This window comes from Rhodococcus sp. NPDC059968, assembly GCF_042738615.1.
GTDB lineage: Bacteria > Actinomycetota > Actinomycetes > Mycobacteriales > Mycobacteriaceae > Rhodococcus_F.
Map to the genome: position 1 here is coordinate 1 of NZ_JBHWUE010000004.1, position 19,779 is coordinate 19,779.

The window sequence follows — 19,779 nt, forward strand, 5'->3', positions numbered from 1 at the left end:
TACCGCACCCGGCTGTGGAAGACCGAACTCGCCAAGTTCGCCGCCGCCACCGGCCTGAGGATCACCGTGTGCCACCTGCCGCCGGGCACCAGCAAGTGGAACAAAATCGAACACCGGTTGTTCTCCCATATCTCGATGAACTGGCGCGGGCGGCCGTTGACCAGTCACGAGGTGATCGTCGAGACCATCGCCGCGACCACCACCAGCACCGGACTGACCGTCCGCGCCGAACTCGACCAGGCCGAGTATCCGAAGGGTGTCAAGATCCCCGATAAGGAGATGAAAGCCCTTGAAAACGAAGGCATCCTGACGCGCCACGAGTTCCACGGCGAGTGGAACTACACACTCCATCCCGCACCGGACGACACGCCCGAACCGAGCTAGATTAATTCATCACAAGCCCTAAGTGTGGTGATCGAACATTCCATCGCGACGTTGGCGACGAGCGTTACACGAGTGATAATGAAACAATAAGCGGCACAGCGAGTGCACATGCCGCGACAGCGAGCGTCGCCCGGCGGGCGGCACGTCGGCCGCATCCGAATCGGCGGCGTCGATCACGCGCGCCCGTCCCCCTCGTTTCCTTGAACGTCAAACTATGCTGCTGAAATTACACCCCGCCTCCGACACGTATCTCGATCAACGCGTCGGAGGGGTCGAGATTCATTCAGGCGAATGACAACACCACCCGCTTTCGGCCGACCGCCCACCCCGAGCGCGTTAGTTGAAACTAGTACCAGACAAACCCGACGTAACACATAACCGTGCCCGCAGTGGTGAGCTAGCTAATAAACTGCGCCCCAATGAATCCGGGTCAATACACCGTTCAACCGACACCGCCGGGGACAAATAGGGACTTTCGGCCCTAGCGGTGTCGGCGTCAGCGCTTCAGCAGTTGCTGGGCTCACCGATCTTCACAACCGACAGCACCGCGTCGCCCTCGCCGACCAGTGCACCGGGCGACGGCTGCTGACCCACGACAATCCAGTTCGAGTCGAGCACCTGCATCCGTCCAGCACCGGTCGCATCGGCGCTGCGCGAAAAGAAGACCCCCGCCGCCTGGATCGTGTTCTGCGCGGTCTGCAGGTTCATGCAGACCACGGCAGGCATCGGCACCAGAACGGGGGCACTCGAGGTCGGCGCTACAGGCGCAGGCTGCACCGGAGCCACGGGCGCAACCGCGACCGGAGTGGTCATGGGCACCGTCGTCGTCGGCCGCGCGGTCGTGGTGGTCGTGGTGGTCGCCGATGCCGACGACGAGGACTCACCCGAACCGCAGCCAGCAAGACTGGCGGCCGCCAGGACAATGCCCGCGCATCCGACGATCGAGGAGAACAACGGCCGTCGTGCCCTGCGCACCCGGCGTCCCGTTGTCGAGTTGGAGTCGGCGGGCTGAACATCAATCGACACGGCAGTGCCCTTTCAGAAATGCGGGCGACCTGCCCGGAAACTTGCTGATTCTCGCCTGTCGGTAATAGCAGGCGGAAATACGTATGAGTTGCACCGACGCAACCGTTGTCCTATCCACGCAGCGTCAGTGCGATGATTGAAACTAATACCAGACGGGCCGGACATTAACCCAATTCAGCAACGGATTCCTGCGGATCTCTCTGCAGTGCCGCTCCGAGGACCCGCCGGCCACTCGAAATGCACACGGACAGATGGGATGCGAAAATTGCTTCTTTGTTGTCGAAGCTCGGAGTGGTCGTCCACCTGAGTGAAGGTCGCACCGAAATCGGTTGGGTGCTTTGCAAGCATCCTGTTCAACCGTTCGTTTGTTGCGATCCAGCCGCCAAGGCCCCGCGCGCGGTTGCCCCCACGGCGCACCGAAGCGTCAGCATTCGACCATATCTGGATCAACGTGGCCGGAGAACCACCGGTTCCGCGAAGACCTCCGCGAACGTCGCGCGGCATCCTCAACGATGCTCGCGACTTCTCCTTCTTGCCCCCGGCTATACCGAGAGACGCGTGATATTGGCTAGGGTGTCGCCTAGCTTTTCGGCCGCAATGTCGAGCTCGTAGCGGTCCTGGATATTGAGCCAGAACTGTGCACTGTTGCCGAACGCCTTCCCCAGCCGCAGCGCGGTGTCTGCGGTGATCGACCGCTTTCCGAGCACGATCTCGTTGATCCGCCGCGGCGGAACACCGATGATCGTGGCAAGGCGGTTCTGTGTGATTCCGAAAGGCTCGAGGAAATCCTCACGGAGGATCTCACCGGGGTGAATGGGGCTCAGGTCTGCAGTCATTGTCGATGCTCCTTGGTCGGTTCTTGGTCGGATGGAGCGCCGGCTCCCCTCAGGCGGTTAGTGATAGTCGGTGATCTCCACGTCGTACGCGGCAGTGTCGCGCCAGATGAAACAGATGCGGTACTGATCATTGATCCGAACGCTGAACTGGCCCACCCGGTCCCCGGAGAGCTTCTCCAGGCGGTTACCCGGGGGCACCCGCAGGTCGTTGACGTCGGTGGCCGCGTCGATCAACAGGAGGCGCCGGCGCGCGATCCGCTGAATATCCTGCGGGAGCTTCTTCGAGAACTGCCGATGAAAGACCCGCTCGGTCTCCTTATCGGCGAACGATTCGATCACCCGACCAGCATAACGCATTGCGTTAATAACGCATAACGTTATACGTGTCCCAGCAATGCCGACGCGAGTTCCTCGAGGCATCCACGTCGATGACGACTGCGGCGGCAAGTGACTCGCCCCGGCTGAACCGCGTTCGACCACCTGCCCCACCGATCCTGACCTGGCTCGAAGGCCCTGGATGAATTACGAACCCAGAACTCGTCTACGGCCAGCTGGTTGACGCACTGGTCGTGGAACCATGCCGGATCGACGGGGGCCCGACCGGTGCGCGGCGCGATGCCGGGTGCGCGCCAGCCGACCCGCCACCTTCCTGCCGACTCCGTTCATCGCGCCGATCTGGGCCTGGGTCGCGCGTCGTCCGAACCACTGTGCGGCAGTCGGCGATGCGCGAGCGGGGTGGTTTTCGAGGAGCCTGGATGGTCGATTGACCGAACTAGCCCGTGCAAACTCTGCCGAGCTGAAGTCGACCTGCCCGGATCCGCCTGTGTCGTCACGCGAGTTGAGTCAGGCCTCGGCATCTCAGACGCCCAGCCGCGGTGGAATCGGCGGCCTCTGCATCCGCACGTGATGGCTCTGTAGTTTGTGATCATGGGAACTTCTTGGCAGGACTCCAAAGCTGTCTCGTCGATGCTCGACGACTGGGACACGTGGGCTGTTGTCGGACTCTCCGGCAACCCCGACCGGACGGCGTACCGGATCGCGGAGCTGTTGCAGCGCCGAGGAAAGCGCATCGTCCCGATCCACCCTGATGCTCCGACGGTGCTCGGCGAGCAGGGTTACCCCACTCTCGCGGACGTTCCGTTCGCTATCGACGTCGTCGACGTCTTTCGCCAGTCGGAGGCCGCCGGCGAGTTCGCCGACCAAGCTGTCGAAGTGGGCGCGAAAGGCGTCTGGTTTCAATTGGGCGTCATCGACGAGGCCGCCTTCCAGCGAACGATCGCACAGGGCGTTGCGATGGTGATGGACACCTGCCCAGCGATCGAGTGGGGTGCGCGGGAATCAGCGTGACCGTTGTCGGGCTGAAGTCCGACCACGCGCGGCTACGGCTACTCTGGACCGAAATCGTGCAAATCGGACAACGGTCTGACGCGAGCCGCTCAGCCAATCGGAAGGTTCCCACCTGTGGCCATCGACTACACCCGACGCCCCTCCACTCCTGCCGCACCGCAGGGCGGAGTCAACCTGAGCAAGGTGACCTTGTCGAAGGCCGCGCCTTCCGTCAGCCTCACGAAGTCGGGTGAGCGGCAGGGTGCGATGCGGGTCAACCTCAACTGGTCGACGGGCGCAACGCCGCAACCGAAGAAGACCGGCTTCTTCGCGAAGCTTGCGGCCGCCGCGGGCGGCAGCAACGGCATCGACCTGGACCTCGGCTGCCTCTACGAACTCACCGACGGGTCGAAAGGCGTGGTCCAGGCACTCGGCAACACTTTCGGTTCACTGCAGGGCCCGCCGTTCATCCAGCTCGACGCCGATGACCGCACCGGCACCGTGACCGGCGGCGAGAACATGCGCATCAACCTCGACCGACCGGAGATGTTCAAGCGCATCCTCATCTTCGCGATGATCTACGACGGTGCACCCAACTGGGCAGCCGTGGACGGTGTCGTCACCCTCTACCCCACCAGCGGCCCCGAGGTGGAGGTGCGCCTGGACTCGTCGAACAGCTCCGCCCGCATCTGCGCCATCGCGATGCTGCAGAACACCGGACAGGGCATCACCGTCACCCGCGAAGTGAAATACGTCGAGGGCAGCCAGGCCGATCTAGACAAGACCTACGGTTGGGGCATGAAATGGGCGGCCGGGCGCAAGTAGCAGAGATGGCGGTGGCGGCGGACGTGATGCCTCGAACTGTCGGCCCGCACGTGAACTCGTAACCAGGCCATGCCGCATCCACCCGCAGTCGGCACCAGGGTTGGGCGTCGAATAGACTCCTCGCGGCCTTGCGAAGTCGGATCGAGGGGATCCGGATAGCGTGAGGTGAGGGGACACTTCGGGGGGATATCGTGAAGGTCGATCCAACAGAGCTGCGCGTGCTCGCTTCATCGATGTATGACGTAGGCGAAACGATCGATGACATCGAGGTCCGTGACTCGATCAACACGGCAGGCGACTTCATGCCTGGCTGCGACGTCCCTGCTGCACTCGATGAGGCCGGCGAGTTCATCGAAGGCGCATATCTTCGAATGGCGCAGCGAACGAGGCGAATCGCGGCAGTCGCGACCGGGAACGCGCACGAGTTCGGAGTTTCGGAGGACGACTTCCGATCGCAACTGAACGCAATCGGAGCTCAGCCCTGATGCCGACGCGCAGCGAGATCGAACGATGGAAGCCGGCCGTACTCCTCGATCTCGCCGCGCGCCTGCGAGCAGGAGACGCCGACTACACAAGTCAGCTCGATCGAATGCGCGGGATCCAGAATGCGGGAAGTCACTGGCACGGCGAATCGTACGATGCGGCATACGACCGGATCGGAACCGACTGCGATATCGGTGCACGGACATCGCGCGAGATCTTTGAGCTCACAGATGTGCTCGATCAGGGTGCGAACAATCTTGTTTCTCATCTGACTGTTGTCAGCACCAAAACAGCTGAGGCCGAGGCCGACCAGTGCACTGTGGCCGATGACTGGTCCGTTGCCGGCGATACCGCTAAGGCTGAGCAACATTCGTCCGCTATCGCTGCCGCGTTGCGGGAGCTCATGGTGGTCGCGGATGACACCGCGAAGAAGATTCGCTACGCCGCCGTCGAGATCCGGGCGTGCGGAAATCAACTACCTGAGGGGCTCGATTCCTCGGGCACAGAACATGTTGTCGGCACGCAGGAAGCCCGCGATCAAGTTTCAGCTGAAGCGTTCAATGACATGTTCGGGCGATGCCCGCTCTCGCCAAGTGACTGGCACACCGCCACCGTGCTGAATCCGAACAGCTACACAGAGAAGTACCAAGGAGTGCAGCCGGAAATCAAGGTTGGACACATCGACCCGGTACCGGGCCAAGGGGTCGTTCGGACGAGTAGCTTCATCGAGCAATACTCGGTGTTCAACCGGCCGTACTACGACCTGGGAGACAATCGACCGAACAGTCCCGACTTCGATCCCGAAAACAGCAGAGTAACCACATATGTCGACTATGAGAACGGCATCGTCGTCATGCGGCAGAACCCGTCGGTCGATACCAACGGTGAAGTGAAGGCTGGGTCTCCGGACGCCGAGGTGTGGCAGGCGGACGACGGATCAGTCCGCCTGAAGTACGAAGCAGCGAACCCGTTCCATCCGAAAGTCGGACCATTCGAAGCACCAGGCGATGCAATGCCCACCGTGCACGGCGATGTGGTGATCACGCCAGGACAGATGCAGCCTGGGAGTTCGACTGGTGTGACGGTGAATGGAACGCGCGCCGACTATCCGTCTTTCGAGGTGTACCAAGACGATCCCACTGGCACAGCGCACACGGTAGCCGTGGATCCCGCTGCCTCAGGCCAACCATGGGGGCCGGCGCTCAACCTCTGGACCGACCATGACATCGGCAGCGGCGAACGTGCGCTGGAACAGTTTCAGCACGTTCAGGAATGGGCTGGGCGCATCCCTCCCACCGTGTCCGATCTTCCCAGCACGGCGCTGGGCAGCACCGACAATCCGCCGCGCGTGAAGTGACCAGAAGATAGGTCGAATGTTGATGAATGTGTTGAGAAGGGCCGCGACAACCGGCCCCGGCTACTGGAGAGCTGCAACTCTCGGCACTCCGTCGTGGCTCGCACTCGTCGTCGCAGGATTCTTTGCTGTGGCTCCCATCGTGGGTGCACTCTTCCCGGGCGACCCGGCCGACGTTGCCGTCGAGTTCGCCGCCATCGGCACCGAAGCCGTCATCAGCATTCTGGTTGCGGTCGCGCTGTTCGCGAGCGGATCGGCGGCCCGGCGTGGACTTGCACTGGGCATTGTCACCGCGGCGATAGTCGGCGTGGAGTTCGCGGCGATTCACTTCGCGATCAACATTGATGCACAGTATGCGGTGGCTCCGTGACCGAGAATACTGCCACCTGGTTCGGTGCCACCACCTATCTGTCAATGGCGACTACGCTCGTGCTCCTTGTCGTCGGAATCGTGAATCCGTCGACCGATTCGGGCACACCAGCCTGGGCATGGGCCGCTCTTGTTGTCGGGCTCGTCATCATGATTGCGTTCTTTGTTGCCGGACAGATCTATAGACGCATCGCGTTTGGAGTACTCATCGGGCTGCTGACGCCGCTCTGCGCGTTGCTGGCGATTCCGATCGTGGCAGGGATAGGTCACGTATTGGGTGCAGTCTTCGGGTAGCCGGGGGTTCCCCCCTGAGTGAGGACATCGTGAACACTGGGTCGTGAAGGTCCCAGAGGAAGAGATGTCACTGATGGCGATGAAGGCGTACTCGGCGGAGTTCAAGGCCGATGCCGTCGCGTTGTACCTGTCCGATCCGAGCCACACCTTCGACGGCATCGGCAACGACCTGGGCGTCAGCCGCGAGACCCTGCGCAACTGGGTGCGGGCCGAACGCAAACGCACCGGCACTTCCACGGCCGAGCTCCGGGCCGGCGGGGCGGCGCGGTCGGCGTCCCGGGCGGGCGAGGTATCGTCCGAGTCCGTGTTGGAGGAAGAAAACAAGCAGCTCAAGGCCCAGATCCGGAAACTCGAAACCGAGCGGGAGATCCTGCGTAAGGCGGCGAAGTATTTCGCGGGCGAGACGAATTGGTGAGCCGCTTCCAGTTCGTTGACGACCACTGCGACACCGCTCCGGTGAAGTGGCTGTGCCAGATTCTCGAAGTCTCCCGCTCGGGCTTCTACCGGTGGCGGACCTCTGCGCCGGCCCGGGCGGCCCGTGCCCGCGCCGACGAGGAGCTGGCTGCGCGGATCCGCGCTATCCATGCAGACTTCGATGGCACCTACGGTGCCCCGCGCATCACGGCCGAACTACGCGAGGCCGGGATCGAGGTGAACCACAAGCGGGTCGAGCGGGTGATGCGCGAGCACGGGATCGTCGGCGTGCACCTGCGCAAACCGGTGCGCACCACCGTCCCCGATCCAGACGCGGCCGCGGTGCCGGACCTGATCCGGCGGGACTTCACCGCGAGCGCACCGAACACCCGATACGTCGGCGACATCACCTACCTCCCAGTCGGTGACGGCGAATTTCTGTATCTGGCGACGGTGCTGGACCTGAGTTCCCGACGGTTGGCGGGGTGGTCGATCGCCGACCACATGCGTACCGAGTTGGTCACCGACGCGTTACAGGCGGCCGCTGCCTGTCGCGGCGCCGCAGGGATCGATGGGTCAATTTTCCACAGCGATTATGCCGAGGTTTTCGTTAAGCCGAGGAATTGTGAGTTTGTCTGTGCTGCTTAGACGTTCTGAGTATTCCTTCGGCTTAACGATCGGTTGTCTGGCTTACGTTTGTCGTGTCCATGCCCCTATGGGAAGGAGACGGCGATGGATACGACGATCACCACGATCGGTGCGGTTGTTGTTGCCGAGTTGCGTTCGGTCGGCTACATGGAATCGACGATCGGGCAGTACGGAAAGTCCATCAAGGCGCTCACCGAATACGCGAAGCGACGCGGTGCAAATGTCTATACGCCAGCGTTGGGTGCTGGCTTCGCGTCGATGACGACCAGCCCGCGCACGGGACGGTTCAGCGCGCAGCGCAGGTTCGACTACCGACGACTGGTAGCCCTGTTCGACTCCTACGTGACCACCGGACGGGTCGACCTGTCGATGTGTGGGCGCGGCGGCGGCGGTCCGCGGCCGACATCGGGTCAGTTCGTGGTGCTTAATGATTCGTGGGACTCGGACATGGCCGAACGCGGTTTGGCTGCAGCAACGCGTGAGGCCTATGGCCGGATGGCCCGCGGCTACCTGTGTTTTCTCGAATCGAGAGGAACCGTCGAACTCGATGATGCCGACGGTGGCACCGTTCTGGAGTTCCTGGGTTCGTTGGCGACGAGGTGGGCGAAATCCTCGTTGTTCTGCGGGGTGTCGAACCTCCGCCCATTCCTGACCTTCATGGGCCGGACAGATCTGATCGACGCGGTCAATCTGGCGGGAGTGAAACGACCCCATCCGCTAGTGCCGGTCCTCGGTGACGACGATCATCGGCGGATCATCGCCGCGTGCACGTCCGGCGTCGTGTGCGTTCGTGACGCCGCGATCACCTTGCTGGCACTGTCGACCGGGCTTCGGGCCTGCGACATCATCGCGTTGCGACGGGGCGATATCGACTGGCAGGGGCAGACGATCTCGCTCGTGCAGCAAAAGACGGGCAACCCGCTCACCGTCCCGCTGATCGACCTTCTCACCTCGACGCTCGCCGACTATGTTGTGCATGAGCGGCCCGAAACAGAAGACGATCACCTGTTCGTGCGCCGGGTGGCACCGCATGTTCGGCTTCGTGATCACGCCTCGATCCACCGGGTGACTGCGACGGTGTTCACCGCTGCCGAGGTGACCGATGCCAAGGGCGGAACCCGTCTTCTGCGGCATAACGCCGCCTCTCGGATGCTGCGGGCCGCGACCCCGTTGCCGACCATCGCCGCGGTGCTCGGTCACGCCAGCGAGGAATCGACCAAGAAGTACATGAATATCGATGACGAACGGCTGCTCCGGTGCGTGCTGCCGGTGCCGCAAAGCGCACGGCCATGAACGGCCACGGATTCACCAGCGCGTTCGCGACGCAGTTGGCTGAGTACGTCGAGTTCAAAAGGGCGATGGGTTTCGACGGTGCCTCGCGGATCTGGTATCTGAAGAAGTTCGACTCCTATTGCACCGAGCACGAGCGGACCGTTTTCGATCAGGAGACCGTCGAAGCCTGGGTGACAGCGCAATTGGCCACCTCCGGCCGGTACCGGTCGTGGATGTCATACATCCGCGACCTCGGCCGCTTTCTGCGTGCCACTGGGCACACAGACGCCTACGTGCTCTCCGACAGGTGGAAGGCCGCGGTCGTGCCCGCCCGTCCCTACCTGCTCACTGCCAAGGAGATCGACGCGTTCTTCGCCGCCGCGGCACAGCTGAACACGGCATCGCCGTGGCGGTGGCAGGCGAGCGCATTCTTCACTCTGATGCACTCGTCGGGCCTCCGCACCTGCGAGGTCCGCCACTTGCTGGTCGAGCATGTCGACCTTCCGGGCCGGCACATCGACGTGATCTGGTCCAAAGGCAGACGCAGCCGCAGACTGCCGATCACCAGTGATGTCGCCGACGTGCTGGCAGCGTGCGACGACACCTCGAGATCGACTATCGGTGCCGGGCGGGAAACGTTCTTCACCTCCTCGACCGGCCAGCCGGTCACCGCCGCTACGGTCGGGGTGATGTTCAACCGGATCTGGGACGCCGCCGGCTTGGCGCGACCAGCGAGCGGACAGCGTCCCCGGCCCTACGATTTCCGTCACCATTTCGCCTACGCCAACATCGAACGATGGATGGCCGACGGCATCGACGTCGGCGCGATGTTGCCGTATCTGTCGACCTACATGGGTCACGCAACGGTCGAGTCGACCTACTACTACATACACACCTCGCCCGGCTTCATGGACGCCTACGGGCACATCACCGCCGGTGCCGGCTCGCTGCTCCCGGAGGTCGGATTCGAATGAAACGCAACACCACAACCGGCGCGCCGGACTTCTACACATTCGCGCGCGGCTTCCTGCACACCTACATGCCCACAATCCGCAGACTCTCACCGAAAACGGTCGAGGCCTACCGGATCAGCTTGGAATGCTTCCTCACCTTCCTCACCAACCACGAGCACATCGACCGCGCACAGGTGAGCTTCGACCACTTCGACCGAACACATCTGAAAGCATGGATGATCTGGCTCGCCGACGACAAACAATATTCAGCGCGAACCATCACCCTGCGGATCAGCGCCCTCAAAGCTTTTCTCGCCTACGCCGCCGCCGAGGACGTCAGCCTCATGGCACTGAGCCAGGCGGCACGAACCCTCAAGGCACCTGCCGCCCCGAAAACACCGATCGAATATCTCACCGAAGACCAGACGCGAGCTATCCTGGCCGCATTCACCGGGCGCACCGCAAAATCACGCCGCAACCGAATGCTCCTGATCCTGCTCTACGACACCGCCGCCCGGGTCAGCGAAATCACCGCCCTCACACTGGCCGACCTGTCGCTGACCAAACCAGGGCACCTCACGCTCACCGGGAAACGCGACAAGACCCGAATCGTGCCCCTGACCGACAAGACGATCGAGCACCTACGCGTCTACCTGAAAGAATTCCACCCGAACACCGTGAGCCAGCCCGCTACCCATCCGCTGTTCTACAGCCTCCGCGACGGCCATCCCGTCGCCCTGTCGGCCGACACCATCGCGGCCGTAGTCAAACAGGCCGCGGCGACCGCCCGAACAACCTGCCCCACAATGCCGGCCAGGATCCACTGCCACATGCTGCGCAAAACGAAGGCCATGGACCTCTACCAGCACGGCATCCCACTGCCGATCATCATGCGACTTCTCGGCCACGAAAACGGCTCGACAACCGCCGCCTTCTACGCAAACTCTCGGGAATTGCATCAGACGGGCGAAAATCTGCTGGTGGCCTGATGGGAAGCAGGGTGAGAATACCGCAGCGGTGACGAGAGAACGCCTGTTGGCCAGCCGGTTTGCCCCAACTATCCCGCCTGATGCATGATTCTCGCACTGTTCGGTGGCGTGAGGAGTGTGTGTTGCGGCAGGTCGACCTCGCTGGGGCGGCTCATCTGGAGCTGGTATCCGGGGTGGCGCAGTTGCGCCCGCAGGATGCGACGGCGGAAGCGATGTTTCGTGGTTGGCGCGCCCAGCAGGCTGCCCGCGGGCTGCGAGAGGAAACGATCACGGCCCGGGAGAAGCTGGTTCGGCGGTTCATGGAGTTCGTCAACGACTATCCGTGGCAGTGGACCCCGACGCATATCGATGAATGGTCGCTCTGGCTGACCAGCGAAAAGCACCTGGCGCCGTCGACCATCCGGGGCTACCAGTGCGGGTTGCGGTTGTTCAGTGAGTACCTGGTCGACGGCCGATATGGGTGGGCTGTCGCGTGCGAGGAAGCGTTCGGCACCCATCCGGTGGCGATCTGCCACGAGTGGAACACGATCGCCCATCTCAACGACTACGAGGGCCGACCGGAGGCGCGCCCGTTCACCCGGGAGGAGATGCAACGGTTCCTCGACTACGCCGACGATCAGGTCGAGCGCGCGGTGCGCGCGAAACGCAAAGGGGCCCTTGCCGCTTACCGCGATGCGACGATCTTCAAGGTCATATACGGATGGGGCCTACGCCGCTCCGAAGCGGCCAAATTGGACTTGGTGGACTTCGGTCGCAACCCGGCGGCGCCGCAGTTCGGCCGCTTCGGCACACTCAACGTCCGCTACGGGAAGGCGAAACGCGGCCAGCCGCCGCGGCGGCGGAACGTGCTGTCGGTGATGGATTGGGCGGTGGAAGCCGTGGTCGATTACGTCGAGAACGTCCGGCCCCGGTTCGGCTGCCCCGATCATCCGGCGCTCTGGGTCACCGAGCGCGGCGGGCGGATCAAGCCCGCGGAGATCAACGCCCGCTTCGTCGCCTACCGGGATGCGCTCAAGCTCCCGAAGGCGCTGGTCGTGCACAGCGCCCGGCACTCCTACGTCACCCACCTCACCGAGGATGGAGCCGACCGTCGATTCATCCAATCGCAGGTCGGGCATGAAAGCGACAGTTCCACGGCTATCTATACCCACGTCAGCACCGACTACATGAACACCATGCTGCAGAAGGCGCTGGCGCCCGTCCTGGCCCCGGCAGGAAAGGATCGATGATGCCCGCCAAACTCGATTACCACTGGCACCTGCGCAAGGTCATGGCCGACCGCGGCATGTTCCAAACCACCGACCTGATCGAACCGCTGGACAAACGCGGCATCACCTTGTCCTCGAGCCAGGTCTATCGGCTCGTGGTCGAACGGCCCGAACGGATGAGCCTGAAAATCTTGATGGCGCTACTGGACATCCTCGACTGCACCATGGACGACCTGATCGAACCGGCCGTTGCCGCCGAAGCCACCACGCGCGGCAAGAGGGCTGTCGGCGCCGAGGCCGGCATCGGAGACCTACGCCCCCGGCGGGCGCGGATCCGCGGCGCCGGCCCGTCGTGACCGCAGCTGACCACGGTCGCGCGATCTCGGACCCCGTCGGGTTCGTCACGGACCTGGTGCTGGCGGTCGATGGTCGGCTGACAGCGGACCAGGTCCGGACCGTCGTCACCGGAGTCGCTGGCGGGCGGGCGAAGTCGCGGCGGCTGGCGGCCTTTCTCGCCGAGCGCTCGGCGACCTTGACCGACGGTCGTTCCCCGGCGCCCCGGGCGATCGGGGATCTGCTGATCGCTCTGCGGGAGGCGGGCGCGGAGGTTTCTCCGCCGGTCTGCGCTGGCTGCGGCAAACCGCTGCGGACCCTGCAGCGTCGCGGTCAGGACTGGTATTGCGGGTCCTGCGGCATCCGGCCACTGACCTGCGCGGCCTGCGGCCGGCAGCGTCATGCCGCGACCCGGGACCGCGCCGGGCAGCCCCGCTGCGCCCGATGCCCCGACCGCGACGACCGCGACCCGATCGGCGTCATACACAGCGTGATCACTCGGCTGGACCCGGACGTCGACCGGGACCTCATCGCCGCCGCGGTCGGCAAGCTCGCCTCCCGGCCGTCCCATCAGCGCAGGATCGGCTGGGCACTGGAAGCTCAACCCGAACTGCTCACCGGCGCTGGCTATCTCGCTCCCGTTCGGGCGATCGTTCCGTTGATCGAGGCCCTTCACGCCGCGGACGTCGCCGGGATCGTCCGACCGGCATGCCCCCGCTGCCATCGGGTCGTCCGGATCGACAAACCCCTCGACGGACAACGTGTCTGCCGCACCTGCATCGCCCACAGCCGTGTCGAAGAATGCGCGCGCTGCGGCGCGAACCGCGAGCCCGCGACACGAGACGGACAGGGCCGGCCACTCTGCCCGAACTGCCTGGTCGCCGACCCCGACAACCTCGAAGTCTGCCTCAACTGCGGGCGCCGCCGGCCAGTCAGCACCCGCACGCCGGACGGCCCCATCTGCGTAACCTGCCCGCCCCTCCCGACCGCTGTGTGTTCGATCTGCGGCGACGAAAAGCCCTGCGGCACCTCCCGAACCACCGGACGACCGTGGTGCCCTGCCTGCCAGAGTCGCACGGCACGGTGTCGTTCCTGCGGCCGGACCGCGGCCATCGTCTCAGGCACCCTGGACCAGCCGCGCTGCGAGGACTGCACCGCCCTCGCCGTCTGGCATGACTGCCCGACCTGCAGCGACCCCGCCCACCCGCATCCCGGGCAATGCGTCCGATGCGTGATCAACCAGGGCCTCAACGAAATCCTGGGCCCGCCTTCGGCGTCTCTGCATCCCGGGCTGCAAGCGCTGCGGAACAACATCGCGACAGCCGAGCACCCGATCACCGCGATGCGATGGCTGAGGAAGAAGTCCGTTGCGCCCGTCCTAGCCGACCTCGCCGCCGGTCGGCGGGCGCTGACGCACGAAGCGCTGGACGAACTGCCCGACAGCCAGGCTCTCGCTCACCTGCGGCAGGTCCTCGTCGGTGTCGGCGCCCTGTCCGAACGTGACGAGCACATGATCCGCGCTGAGCGGCTGGTCGGCCGCGTGGTGGCCGCCCAGTCGGATCCCGAACAGCGCAGCGTTCTGCACCGCTACACAACCTGGCAGCTCGTCCGCCGATTGCGGCAACGCAACAACGGCGCCGTCACCACGATCCAGCAGTTCAACTCGGTCCGGCAACGCACCTACGGAGCCGTCGCCTTCCTCGACTGGCTGACCGATCACCAGCTCGCCCTCGACACCTGTCGGCAAGCCGACCTCGACCAATGGCTCACCGACAACACCGCGGTCAACCGCGGCTCCGCCGGGCACTTCATACGCTGGGCCCACAAGAACAAGCTGATCAGCGTCCGCATCCCCGCCCGCCGCTGGATGGGCCCCACCCGGCCGCTCGATGACCAACACCGATGGGACATCGCGCGGCGGCTGCTGCACGACGACACCATCAAGGCCGAAGACCGGCTCGCGGGCCTGCTCGTGCTTCTCTACGCCCAAACCTCGGCAGCAATCTCGCGGATGACCATCGTCGACCTCGAGGACAGCAATGGCGCCGTCCGGCTGCATTTGGGCTCCTCACCCATCTATCTTCCCCACCCCGTTGACGAGCTTGCACAAGCGGTTGCCGCAAAACGCAAGGGTCACGCGACAATCGGTGCGTTGACACCATCGCTCTGGCTGTTCCCGGGCGGGCAGCCCGGCCGGCCCATCAGCACCGGTCACCTCGTCCAGCGACTGAACAAGCTCGGCATCCGGCCCGGCGCCGACCGCAGCACCGCCCTGTTTCAGCTCGCCACCGAGATCCCCGCTGCGATCCTGGCCCGCACCCTCGGCATTCACACCGATGTCGCCGTCACATGGCAGCGACTGTCCGCCGGGGACTGGACCAACTACGCCGCCGAGATCAGCCGACGATCATCGAGAGCATGAGGCATTCGGACAGTTCGAATATCCGACGTCACCGTTATTCGCCACCATCGACATGATGCGCGCCGCCATCGACGCCGCCACCCCAACACCCGGCGACCCCGCCGAACACCACCTCACCGAAGACACACTGCAAGCCCTCTACAGTCTGCGATGAACCTGAATCGTTAAGCCGAAGTCCGACAGAAACAGGCAACTGACCAGACTCGCCCCTGATTCCTCGGCTTAACGAAAACCTCGGCATAATCCGAGTTAAACGGAGTTCGGTTTAACTCCGACAACGGATCCCAGTACGCATCGGCCAAGTTCGCTGACCTCTGCCGCGAGCTCGGAGTGACCAGATCGCGGGGTGCGGTCGGAACGTCGGCGGACAATGCGGCTGCCGAGTCGCTGAACGCGACGTTGAAACGGGAGACGCTGCAGGGGCGGAAGCGCTGGAACGGGGCAGGTGAGGCTCGCGCCGAAGTCTTCCGTTGGATCACGCGCTACAACACCAGAAGGAGGCATTCCACCCTCGGTCAGATCTGTCCGATCAAGTTCGAGCAGCGATCGGCTACGCTGGCCACCGCTGCATAGGAATTGGTGTCCACATCTCGGGGGGAACGCCCGCCACCGGCACATGTCAGCGACTGACACAGCCGCGTCTGCGAAGGCCGCACACGTTCCGATCGACTGTCACGGGGCATGGCGCTACCGTCGGAACTATGTTCAGTACCGAGATCGAGGTGCGCACCGGCGCTGAGCCGGTGGTGCACGACCTGACACGTGAGATCGAGAAGTTCCTCGCCTCGGCCGGCGCTCGCGATGGCCTCCTGCACGTGTGGGTGCCACACGCCACTGCGGGACTCGTCGTCATCGAGACCGGCGCGGGAAGCGACGACGACCTTCTGCGGGCGATCGACGAAGTGCTTCCCCGCGACGACCGGTGGATCCACCGCCACGGCAGCCACGGGCACGGCCGCGACCACGTACTCCCGGCGTTCTTACCGCCCTACGCGTCCGTGCCCGTCTTCGACGGAGCACTCGCGACGGGCACCTGGCAATCCGTGTGCCTCGTCGACACCAATGTCGACAACCCGGTGCGACACGTCCGATTCAGCTTCCTCGCCGGGCGAGCCGGCGCCTGAGGGACGATCACACCCGCGCGAGTCCCCTTGCCAAGGAATAGATTTCGGTCAGACTCGCCGTCTCGTCGGTGGACGATTGGTCCACCCACGTTTCCAACGCCGCCCGGAGCACGGCGGTCGACACGTCGACCGCCAGTCGAATCTGCAAGTCGGCGCAGTCGAACCTCTTCGACACCACATCGACAAGAGCCGCGGTCCGCCGCACACTCTCGCGCGCCAGCTCGGCCCGCAGCGCCGGCTCCTTCTTGATGAGCCTGTTCACCCGCAGCAATCGCCGGCAGGCGATCGACGAACTGTCCGAGTACATCGTCAGAGCAGCAGCGAAGGCCGTTTCCAACGCGAGCCTCGGCGAGACCTCCGAGTCGAGTTGATCGAGCCCTCCAGCCAGGACCGCCTCGAACGCCCAGTGATCCCGAAGCGCGGCCTCTTCCTTGGTAGCGAAGTATCGGAAGAAGGTTCGCTGCGATAGGCCCGCTTCCTGCGCGATCGCGCCAACGGTCGTGGCCTCGACACCGCTGCGCTCGAACAGGGTGAGCGCCGTCTCGCTGATTTCCACATTCGTCTGCTCACGTCGCCGTTCCCGCAACCCCGGCATGACGGTCGGGTTCGGTGACACGCGGAGCGTTTCGAGTCTGGTCATCAACGGCCTTCGTTATCGGTAGGAGCACACACCCGTGATGGTCCTCACCTGGTCAGCGGTTGTCAATATGGCAGCGTGTGCCATAATGTATGTGAAGGGTAGGTAATCTATGAATCTCAATATCGGTGATATTTTCCTGTACCCACACCATGGGTCGGTGACGGTCACAAAGCTCACGACCCGGATGTTCAACGATTTGCCCACCGAATACGTGCAGTTCGAAGTCGCCCAGAACGGGCTGTCCATCGAGATCCCGGTAGCGAAAGCCGAAGCCATCGGCGTGCGGAACGCGATCAACAACGACGAAGTCGGTCGCGTCTTCGACATCTTGCGTGGTCCGACGGTCGACGATCCGTCGAACTGGTCCCGGCGGTTCAAGGCCAACCAGGAAAAGCTGACCGTGGGCGGAATCTTCACGGTGAGTGAAGTCATCCGCGATCTGATGACGCGTTCGCAGGTCAAGCCGCTGTCGGCCGGCGAGAAGCGGCAGCTCGAGCACGCGATGCAGCTCGTCATTTCCGAACTCGTCCTCGCGATGAAGTCCGACCCCGACGAGACTCGGCGGCGTATCGAAGCGATCTACGAAACCGCCTCCACCGCGGCCGTCGCCGCAGTCTGACGACCCGATCGGCAGCAGCCCCGAACGAAAGTCCGGGGCCGCTGCCGATTTCGTGTGTCACTTTGCTGCGTGTCACGACTCCAGCGCGGGAGTCGAGATCAGCTGCTGCCGAAGAGGTTTCCGAGCGACCCTGTTCCCGAACCGGCCCCGTACGTGATGATCACGGTGGGTGCCGCGTCCGCCGCAGCAGCCGCGAAGGTCCCGCCCGGTGCGTACGACGATCCGCCGCCGCCTCCGCCCCCGCCGTAGTTCTCCGCGCCGCCTCCGCCGCCGAACCATCCGCCGCCTCCGCCGCCGCCCGTGCCTGCACCGGCACCACCGACGCCGGCCTCACCCGGCGAACCATGCGGGTCGGTGCCACCGTTGCCTCCGAGACCACCAGCGACGTCCGTGCCACCGCCACCGCCTCCACCCCCGCCGCCGGCTTGACCGGCAGGTCCGGTCGGGGTCAGGTTGCCTGCGCCACCGATGTAGGTGTCGCCCGCACCGCCCCCGCCCGCGGCAACGATCTGACGATCCGCCAGCTCACCCGACCCGGTGCGAACGTCGGACGCGCCGCCTCCACCACTCGCGCCGGTGCCGCCGGCTCCGCCGCCGTTGTATCCGGCGACGCCGCTGCCGTCACCGCCGTTGCCGCCGACCTGAATGTAGAGCGCGTCACCCGCGGCGACCGTCAACTGTCCGGTTGCGACGGCCGCGGGGCCGCCCAGGATCTCTTTACTGTTTCCACCACGTCCGCCCGTTGCCGTCACCGCCAAGCTGGTAATGCCCTCGGGAACCGTGAACGACTGCGCACTGCCGGTGAATGTGAACGTGCAGGTCACCTGGGTGCCGGCGCCCTGCACACAGCCGGCAGGCAACGCCGCCGGCGCTGCAACCGCCACGCTGGGGGCAAGGAGTCCCGAGGCACCCACTACGGCAAGGCCACACATTCCGGTCGTATACCACCGGCGGCGTGATCGAACGAGGTTTGCGGTCAAAGCAGTCTCCTGTCGCAACGCGAGCATTGTGAAAGCTGGTCCGAGTGGAGCATTCCACAGCGTCCGGGTTCCAGTGGGTGTTCCGGTCTCACGGTCGGCTTTCACACAAAAACACCTGGTCACGGGTCATGGCGGTCCGCTAACCGGGACCCGCGGTATCGCAATTCGCGCCGAAAGGTCAGTATGAAGGTAAGTAGAACTAATTTGTTCCTCTAGGCAACGAGGTATGCATATGAACGACGCGGCGCCCATCGGTGACGGGATCTTCCAGATTCCGGTCCCGATCACAGACAATCCCCTCGGTCACACGCTCGTGTACGCGATGGAATCCCCGAACGGTCTGATCCTCGTCGACGCCGGCTGGGACGACGACAACGCCTGGAACGGCCTCACCACCGGACTCGAGGCCATCGGGCACTCGGTCAAGGATGTGGAAGGCGTCGTACTCACCCACTTCCACCCCGACCACACAGGTCTGTGCGGTCGCGTCCGGGAGGTCTCCGGGGCGTGGATTGCGATGCACGAATCCGATCACGGGATGTTCGAGCACATGTCGACCGGTCACGGCCCCGAGTGGATGGACTTCCAGAAGGAGAACATGACGCGGGCCGGCGCCGCCCCGACAGACCTCGAGGCATTCGAGAAATCCGCGTCCGGGAAACCGCCTGCCGGTCCCGACTCGGCCCCCGACCGTGTCCTCGTCGACGACGAACTCATCGCCCTCACCGGCCGCGGCCTGCGCGCGGTCTACACCCCGGGCCACACCCCCGGCCACGTCTGCTTCTACCTGGAAGACGCCGACGTGATGTTCACCGGCGACCACGTCCTACAGAAGACGACACCGCACGTCGGGAACTTCGTGTACCCGCTCGAGGAACGCGACGCCCTGGCCGAGTTCATGGACTCACTGCGCCGCGTCCAGACCATGAACATCACCCGCGGCCTCGGCGCCCACGGCATCCCGATCGACAACGTCGCAGGCCGGGCCGGGGAACTCATCGAGCACCACGAAGAGCGACTCGACCACCTGTACAAGGCTTTCGGCGACGACCAGATCACCGTATGGCAGGTCGCCGAGCGCATGAAGTGGTACAAGCCGTGGGCCGACATCTCCCCCATGGGCAAGGGAATGGCGCTGTCCGAGGCAGCAGCCCACCTTCGGCACCTCGTCGCCCGCGACCTCGTCGCCCAGGTCCCCGACAGCGAACCCGCCGTCTTCGCCCGCCGCTGACACGTGAGCGGCAAAGCGTGCCCGAGCACGCTTTGCCACTCACGTAAGT

The 19,779-nt window shown here is 64.3% G+C and carries 20 protein-coding genes and 3 pseudogenes; 18 read left to right on the forward strand and 5 right to left on the reverse strand.

Annotation, left to right across the window (positions count from 1 at the left end; all coding sequences use genetic code 11):
- Nucleotides 1–384 (forward strand): annotated as a pseudogene (locus ACFWAY_RS05500) (ISAzo13 family transposase); the annotation flags it as partial.
- A 504-nt stretch (nt 385–888) separates the two neighbouring features.
- On the opposite strand, the gene ACFWAY_RS05505 reads toward ACFWAY_RS05500, so the two are convergent.
- On the reverse strand, nt 889–1,092 hold the full coding sequence (locus ACFWAY_RS05505) for a calcium-binding protein (protein WP_378510048.1): 204 nt from the start codon (nt 1,090–1,092) through the stop codon (nt 889–891).
- On the opposite strand from ACFWAY_RS05505, the gene ACFWAY_RS05510 reads away from it, so the two are divergent.
- Nucleotides 1,091–1,396: a hypothetical protein gene (locus ACFWAY_RS05510; RefSeq protein ID WP_378510049.1), complete on the forward strand. Its 306-nt coding sequence runs from the start codon at nt 1,091–1,093 to the stop codon at nt 1,394–1,396. The genes ACFWAY_RS05505 and ACFWAY_RS05510 overlap by 2 nt on opposite strands.
- Before the next feature lie 556 nt (nt 1,397–1,952).
- Here ACFWAY_RS05510 and ACFWAY_RS05515 read toward each other — a convergent pair.
- Nucleotides 1,953–2,246 carry a HigA family addiction module antitoxin gene (locus tag ACFWAY_RS05515; RefSeq protein WP_378510050.1) on the reverse strand — a complete coding sequence of 98 codons (294 nt, stop codon included), beginning with the start codon at nt 2,244–2,246 and terminating at the stop codon, nt 1,953–1,955.
- 57 nt (nt 2,247–2,303) lie between these two features.
- A complete protein-coding gene (locus ACFWAY_RS05520) occupies nt 2,304–2,585 on the reverse strand; it encodes a type II toxin-antitoxin system RelE/ParE family toxin (protein ID WP_378458540.1) in 282 nt (93 codons plus the stop codon).
- Nucleotides 2,586–3,173: 588 nt separating this feature from the next.
- On the opposite strand from ACFWAY_RS05520, the gene ACFWAY_RS05525 reads away from it, so the two are divergent.
- The 14 genes and pseudogenes from ACFWAY_RS05525 (at nt 3,174) to ACFWAY_RS05590 (ending at nt 16,260) form a co-directional block, all read left to right on the forward strand.
- Nucleotides 3,174–3,593, forward strand: a complete 420-nt coding sequence (locus ACFWAY_RS05525; RefSeq protein ID WP_378510051.1) for a CoA-binding protein — start codon at nt 3,174–3,176, stop codon at nt 3,591–3,593.
- A 114-nt stretch (nt 3,594–3,707) separates the two neighbouring features.
- The gene (locus ACFWAY_RS05530; RefSeq protein WP_378510052.1) at nt 3,708–4,397 is read left to right on the forward strand and encodes a tellurium resistance protein; all 690 of its coding nucleotides are present in this window, start codon (nt 3,708–3,710) and stop codon (nt 4,395–4,397) included.
- A gap of 484 nt (nt 4,398–4,881) precedes the next feature.
- Entirely contained in the window at nt 4,882–6,237 is a 1,356-nt protein-coding gene (locus ACFWAY_RS05535) for a hypothetical protein (RefSeq protein WP_378510053.1), read from the forward strand.
- A gap of 22 nt (nt 6,238–6,259) precedes the next feature.
- On the forward strand, nt 6,260–6,604 hold the full coding sequence (locus tag ACFWAY_RS05540) for a hypothetical protein (protein WP_378510054.1): 345 nt from the start codon (nt 6,260–6,262) through the stop codon (nt 6,602–6,604).
- The gene (locus tag ACFWAY_RS05545) at nt 6,601–6,897 is read left to right on the forward strand and encodes a hypothetical protein (protein ID WP_378510055.1); all 297 of its coding nucleotides are present in this window, start codon (nt 6,601–6,603) and stop codon (nt 6,895–6,897) included. Before ACFWAY_RS05540 ends, ACFWAY_RS05545 begins: the two co-directional genes overlap by 4 nt.
- A gap of 73 nt (nt 6,898–6,970) precedes the next feature.
- Nucleotides 6,971–7,905, forward strand: a pseudogene (locus ACFWAY_RS05550) (IS3 family transposase); the annotation flags it as partial.
- Nucleotides 7,906–8,043: 138 nt separating this feature from the next.
- Nucleotides 8,044–9,252: a tyrosine-type recombinase/integrase gene (locus ACFWAY_RS05555; RefSeq protein ID WP_378510056.1), complete on the forward strand. Its 1,209-nt coding sequence runs from the start codon at nt 8,044–8,046 to the stop codon at nt 9,250–9,252.
- A complete protein-coding gene (locus ACFWAY_RS05560) occupies nt 9,249–10,205 on the forward strand; it encodes a tyrosine-type recombinase/integrase (protein WP_378510057.1) in 957 nt (318 codons plus the stop codon). The genes ACFWAY_RS05555 and ACFWAY_RS05560 overlap by 4 nt, the downstream gene beginning before the upstream one ends.
- Nucleotides 10,202–11,173, forward strand: coding sequence for a tyrosine-type recombinase/integrase (locus tag ACFWAY_RS05565; RefSeq protein WP_378510058.1), 972 nt, complete (start codon nt 10,202–10,204; stop codon nt 11,171–11,173). The genes ACFWAY_RS05560 and ACFWAY_RS05565 overlap by 4 nt, the downstream gene beginning before the upstream one ends.
- A gap of 212 nt (nt 11,174–11,385) precedes the next feature.
- On the forward strand, nt 11,386–12,402 hold the full coding sequence (locus tag ACFWAY_RS05570) for a tyrosine-type recombinase/integrase (protein ID WP_378510221.1): 1,017 nt from the start codon (nt 11,386–11,388) through the stop codon (nt 12,400–12,402).
- The gene (locus tag ACFWAY_RS05575) at nt 12,402–12,737 is read left to right on the forward strand and encodes a helix-turn-helix transcriptional regulator (protein ID WP_181450437.1); all 336 of its coding nucleotides are present in this window, start codon (nt 12,402–12,404) and stop codon (nt 12,735–12,737) included. Before ACFWAY_RS05570 ends, ACFWAY_RS05575 begins: the two co-directional genes overlap by 1 nt.
- The gene (locus tag ACFWAY_RS05580) at nt 12,734–15,136 is read left to right on the forward strand and encodes a hypothetical protein (protein WP_378510059.1); all 2,403 of its coding nucleotides are present in this window, start codon (nt 12,734–12,736) and stop codon (nt 15,134–15,136) included. The genes ACFWAY_RS05575 and ACFWAY_RS05580 overlap by 4 nt, the downstream gene beginning before the upstream one ends.
- Nucleotides 15,137–15,385: 249 nt before the next feature.
- A pseudogene (locus tag ACFWAY_RS05585) lies at nt 15,386–15,709 on the forward strand (transposase); the annotation flags it as partial.
- Nucleotides 15,710–15,837: 128 nt separating this feature from the next.
- Nucleotides 15,838–16,260 (forward strand): secondary thiamine-phosphate synthase enzyme YjbQ, encoded by a 423-nt coding sequence (locus ACFWAY_RS05590; protein ID WP_378510060.1) that lies wholly within the window; start codon nt 15,838–15,840, stop codon nt 16,258–16,260.
- A gap of 7 nt (nt 16,261–16,267) precedes the next feature.
- Here ACFWAY_RS05590 and ACFWAY_RS05595 read toward each other — a convergent pair whose 3' ends face one another.
- Nucleotides 16,268–16,900, reverse strand: coding sequence for a TetR family transcriptional regulator (locus ACFWAY_RS05595; protein ID WP_378510061.1), 633 nt, complete (start codon nt 16,898–16,900; stop codon nt 16,268–16,270).
- A 157-nt stretch (nt 16,901–17,057) separates the two neighbouring features.
- On the opposite strand from ACFWAY_RS05595, the gene ACFWAY_RS05600 reads away from it, so the two are divergent.
- Nucleotides 17,058–17,519: a CarD family transcriptional regulator gene (locus ACFWAY_RS05600; protein WP_378458548.1), complete on the forward strand. Its 462-nt coding sequence runs from the start codon at nt 17,058–17,060 to the stop codon at nt 17,517–17,519.
- A gap of 98 nt (nt 17,520–17,617) precedes the next feature.
- Here ACFWAY_RS05600 and ACFWAY_RS05605 read toward each other — a convergent pair whose 3' ends face one another.
- Entirely contained in the window at nt 17,618–18,433 is an 816-nt protein-coding gene (locus ACFWAY_RS05605; RefSeq protein ID WP_378510062.1) for a glycine-rich protein, read from the reverse strand.
- A gap of 298 nt (nt 18,434–18,731) precedes the next feature.
- On the opposite strand from ACFWAY_RS05605, the gene ACFWAY_RS05610 reads away from it, so the two are divergent.
- Entirely contained in the window at nt 18,732–19,730 is a 999-nt protein-coding gene (locus ACFWAY_RS05610; RefSeq protein WP_378510063.1) for an MBL fold metallo-hydrolase, read from the forward strand.
- Nucleotides 19,731–19,779: the final 49 nt, after the last annotated feature.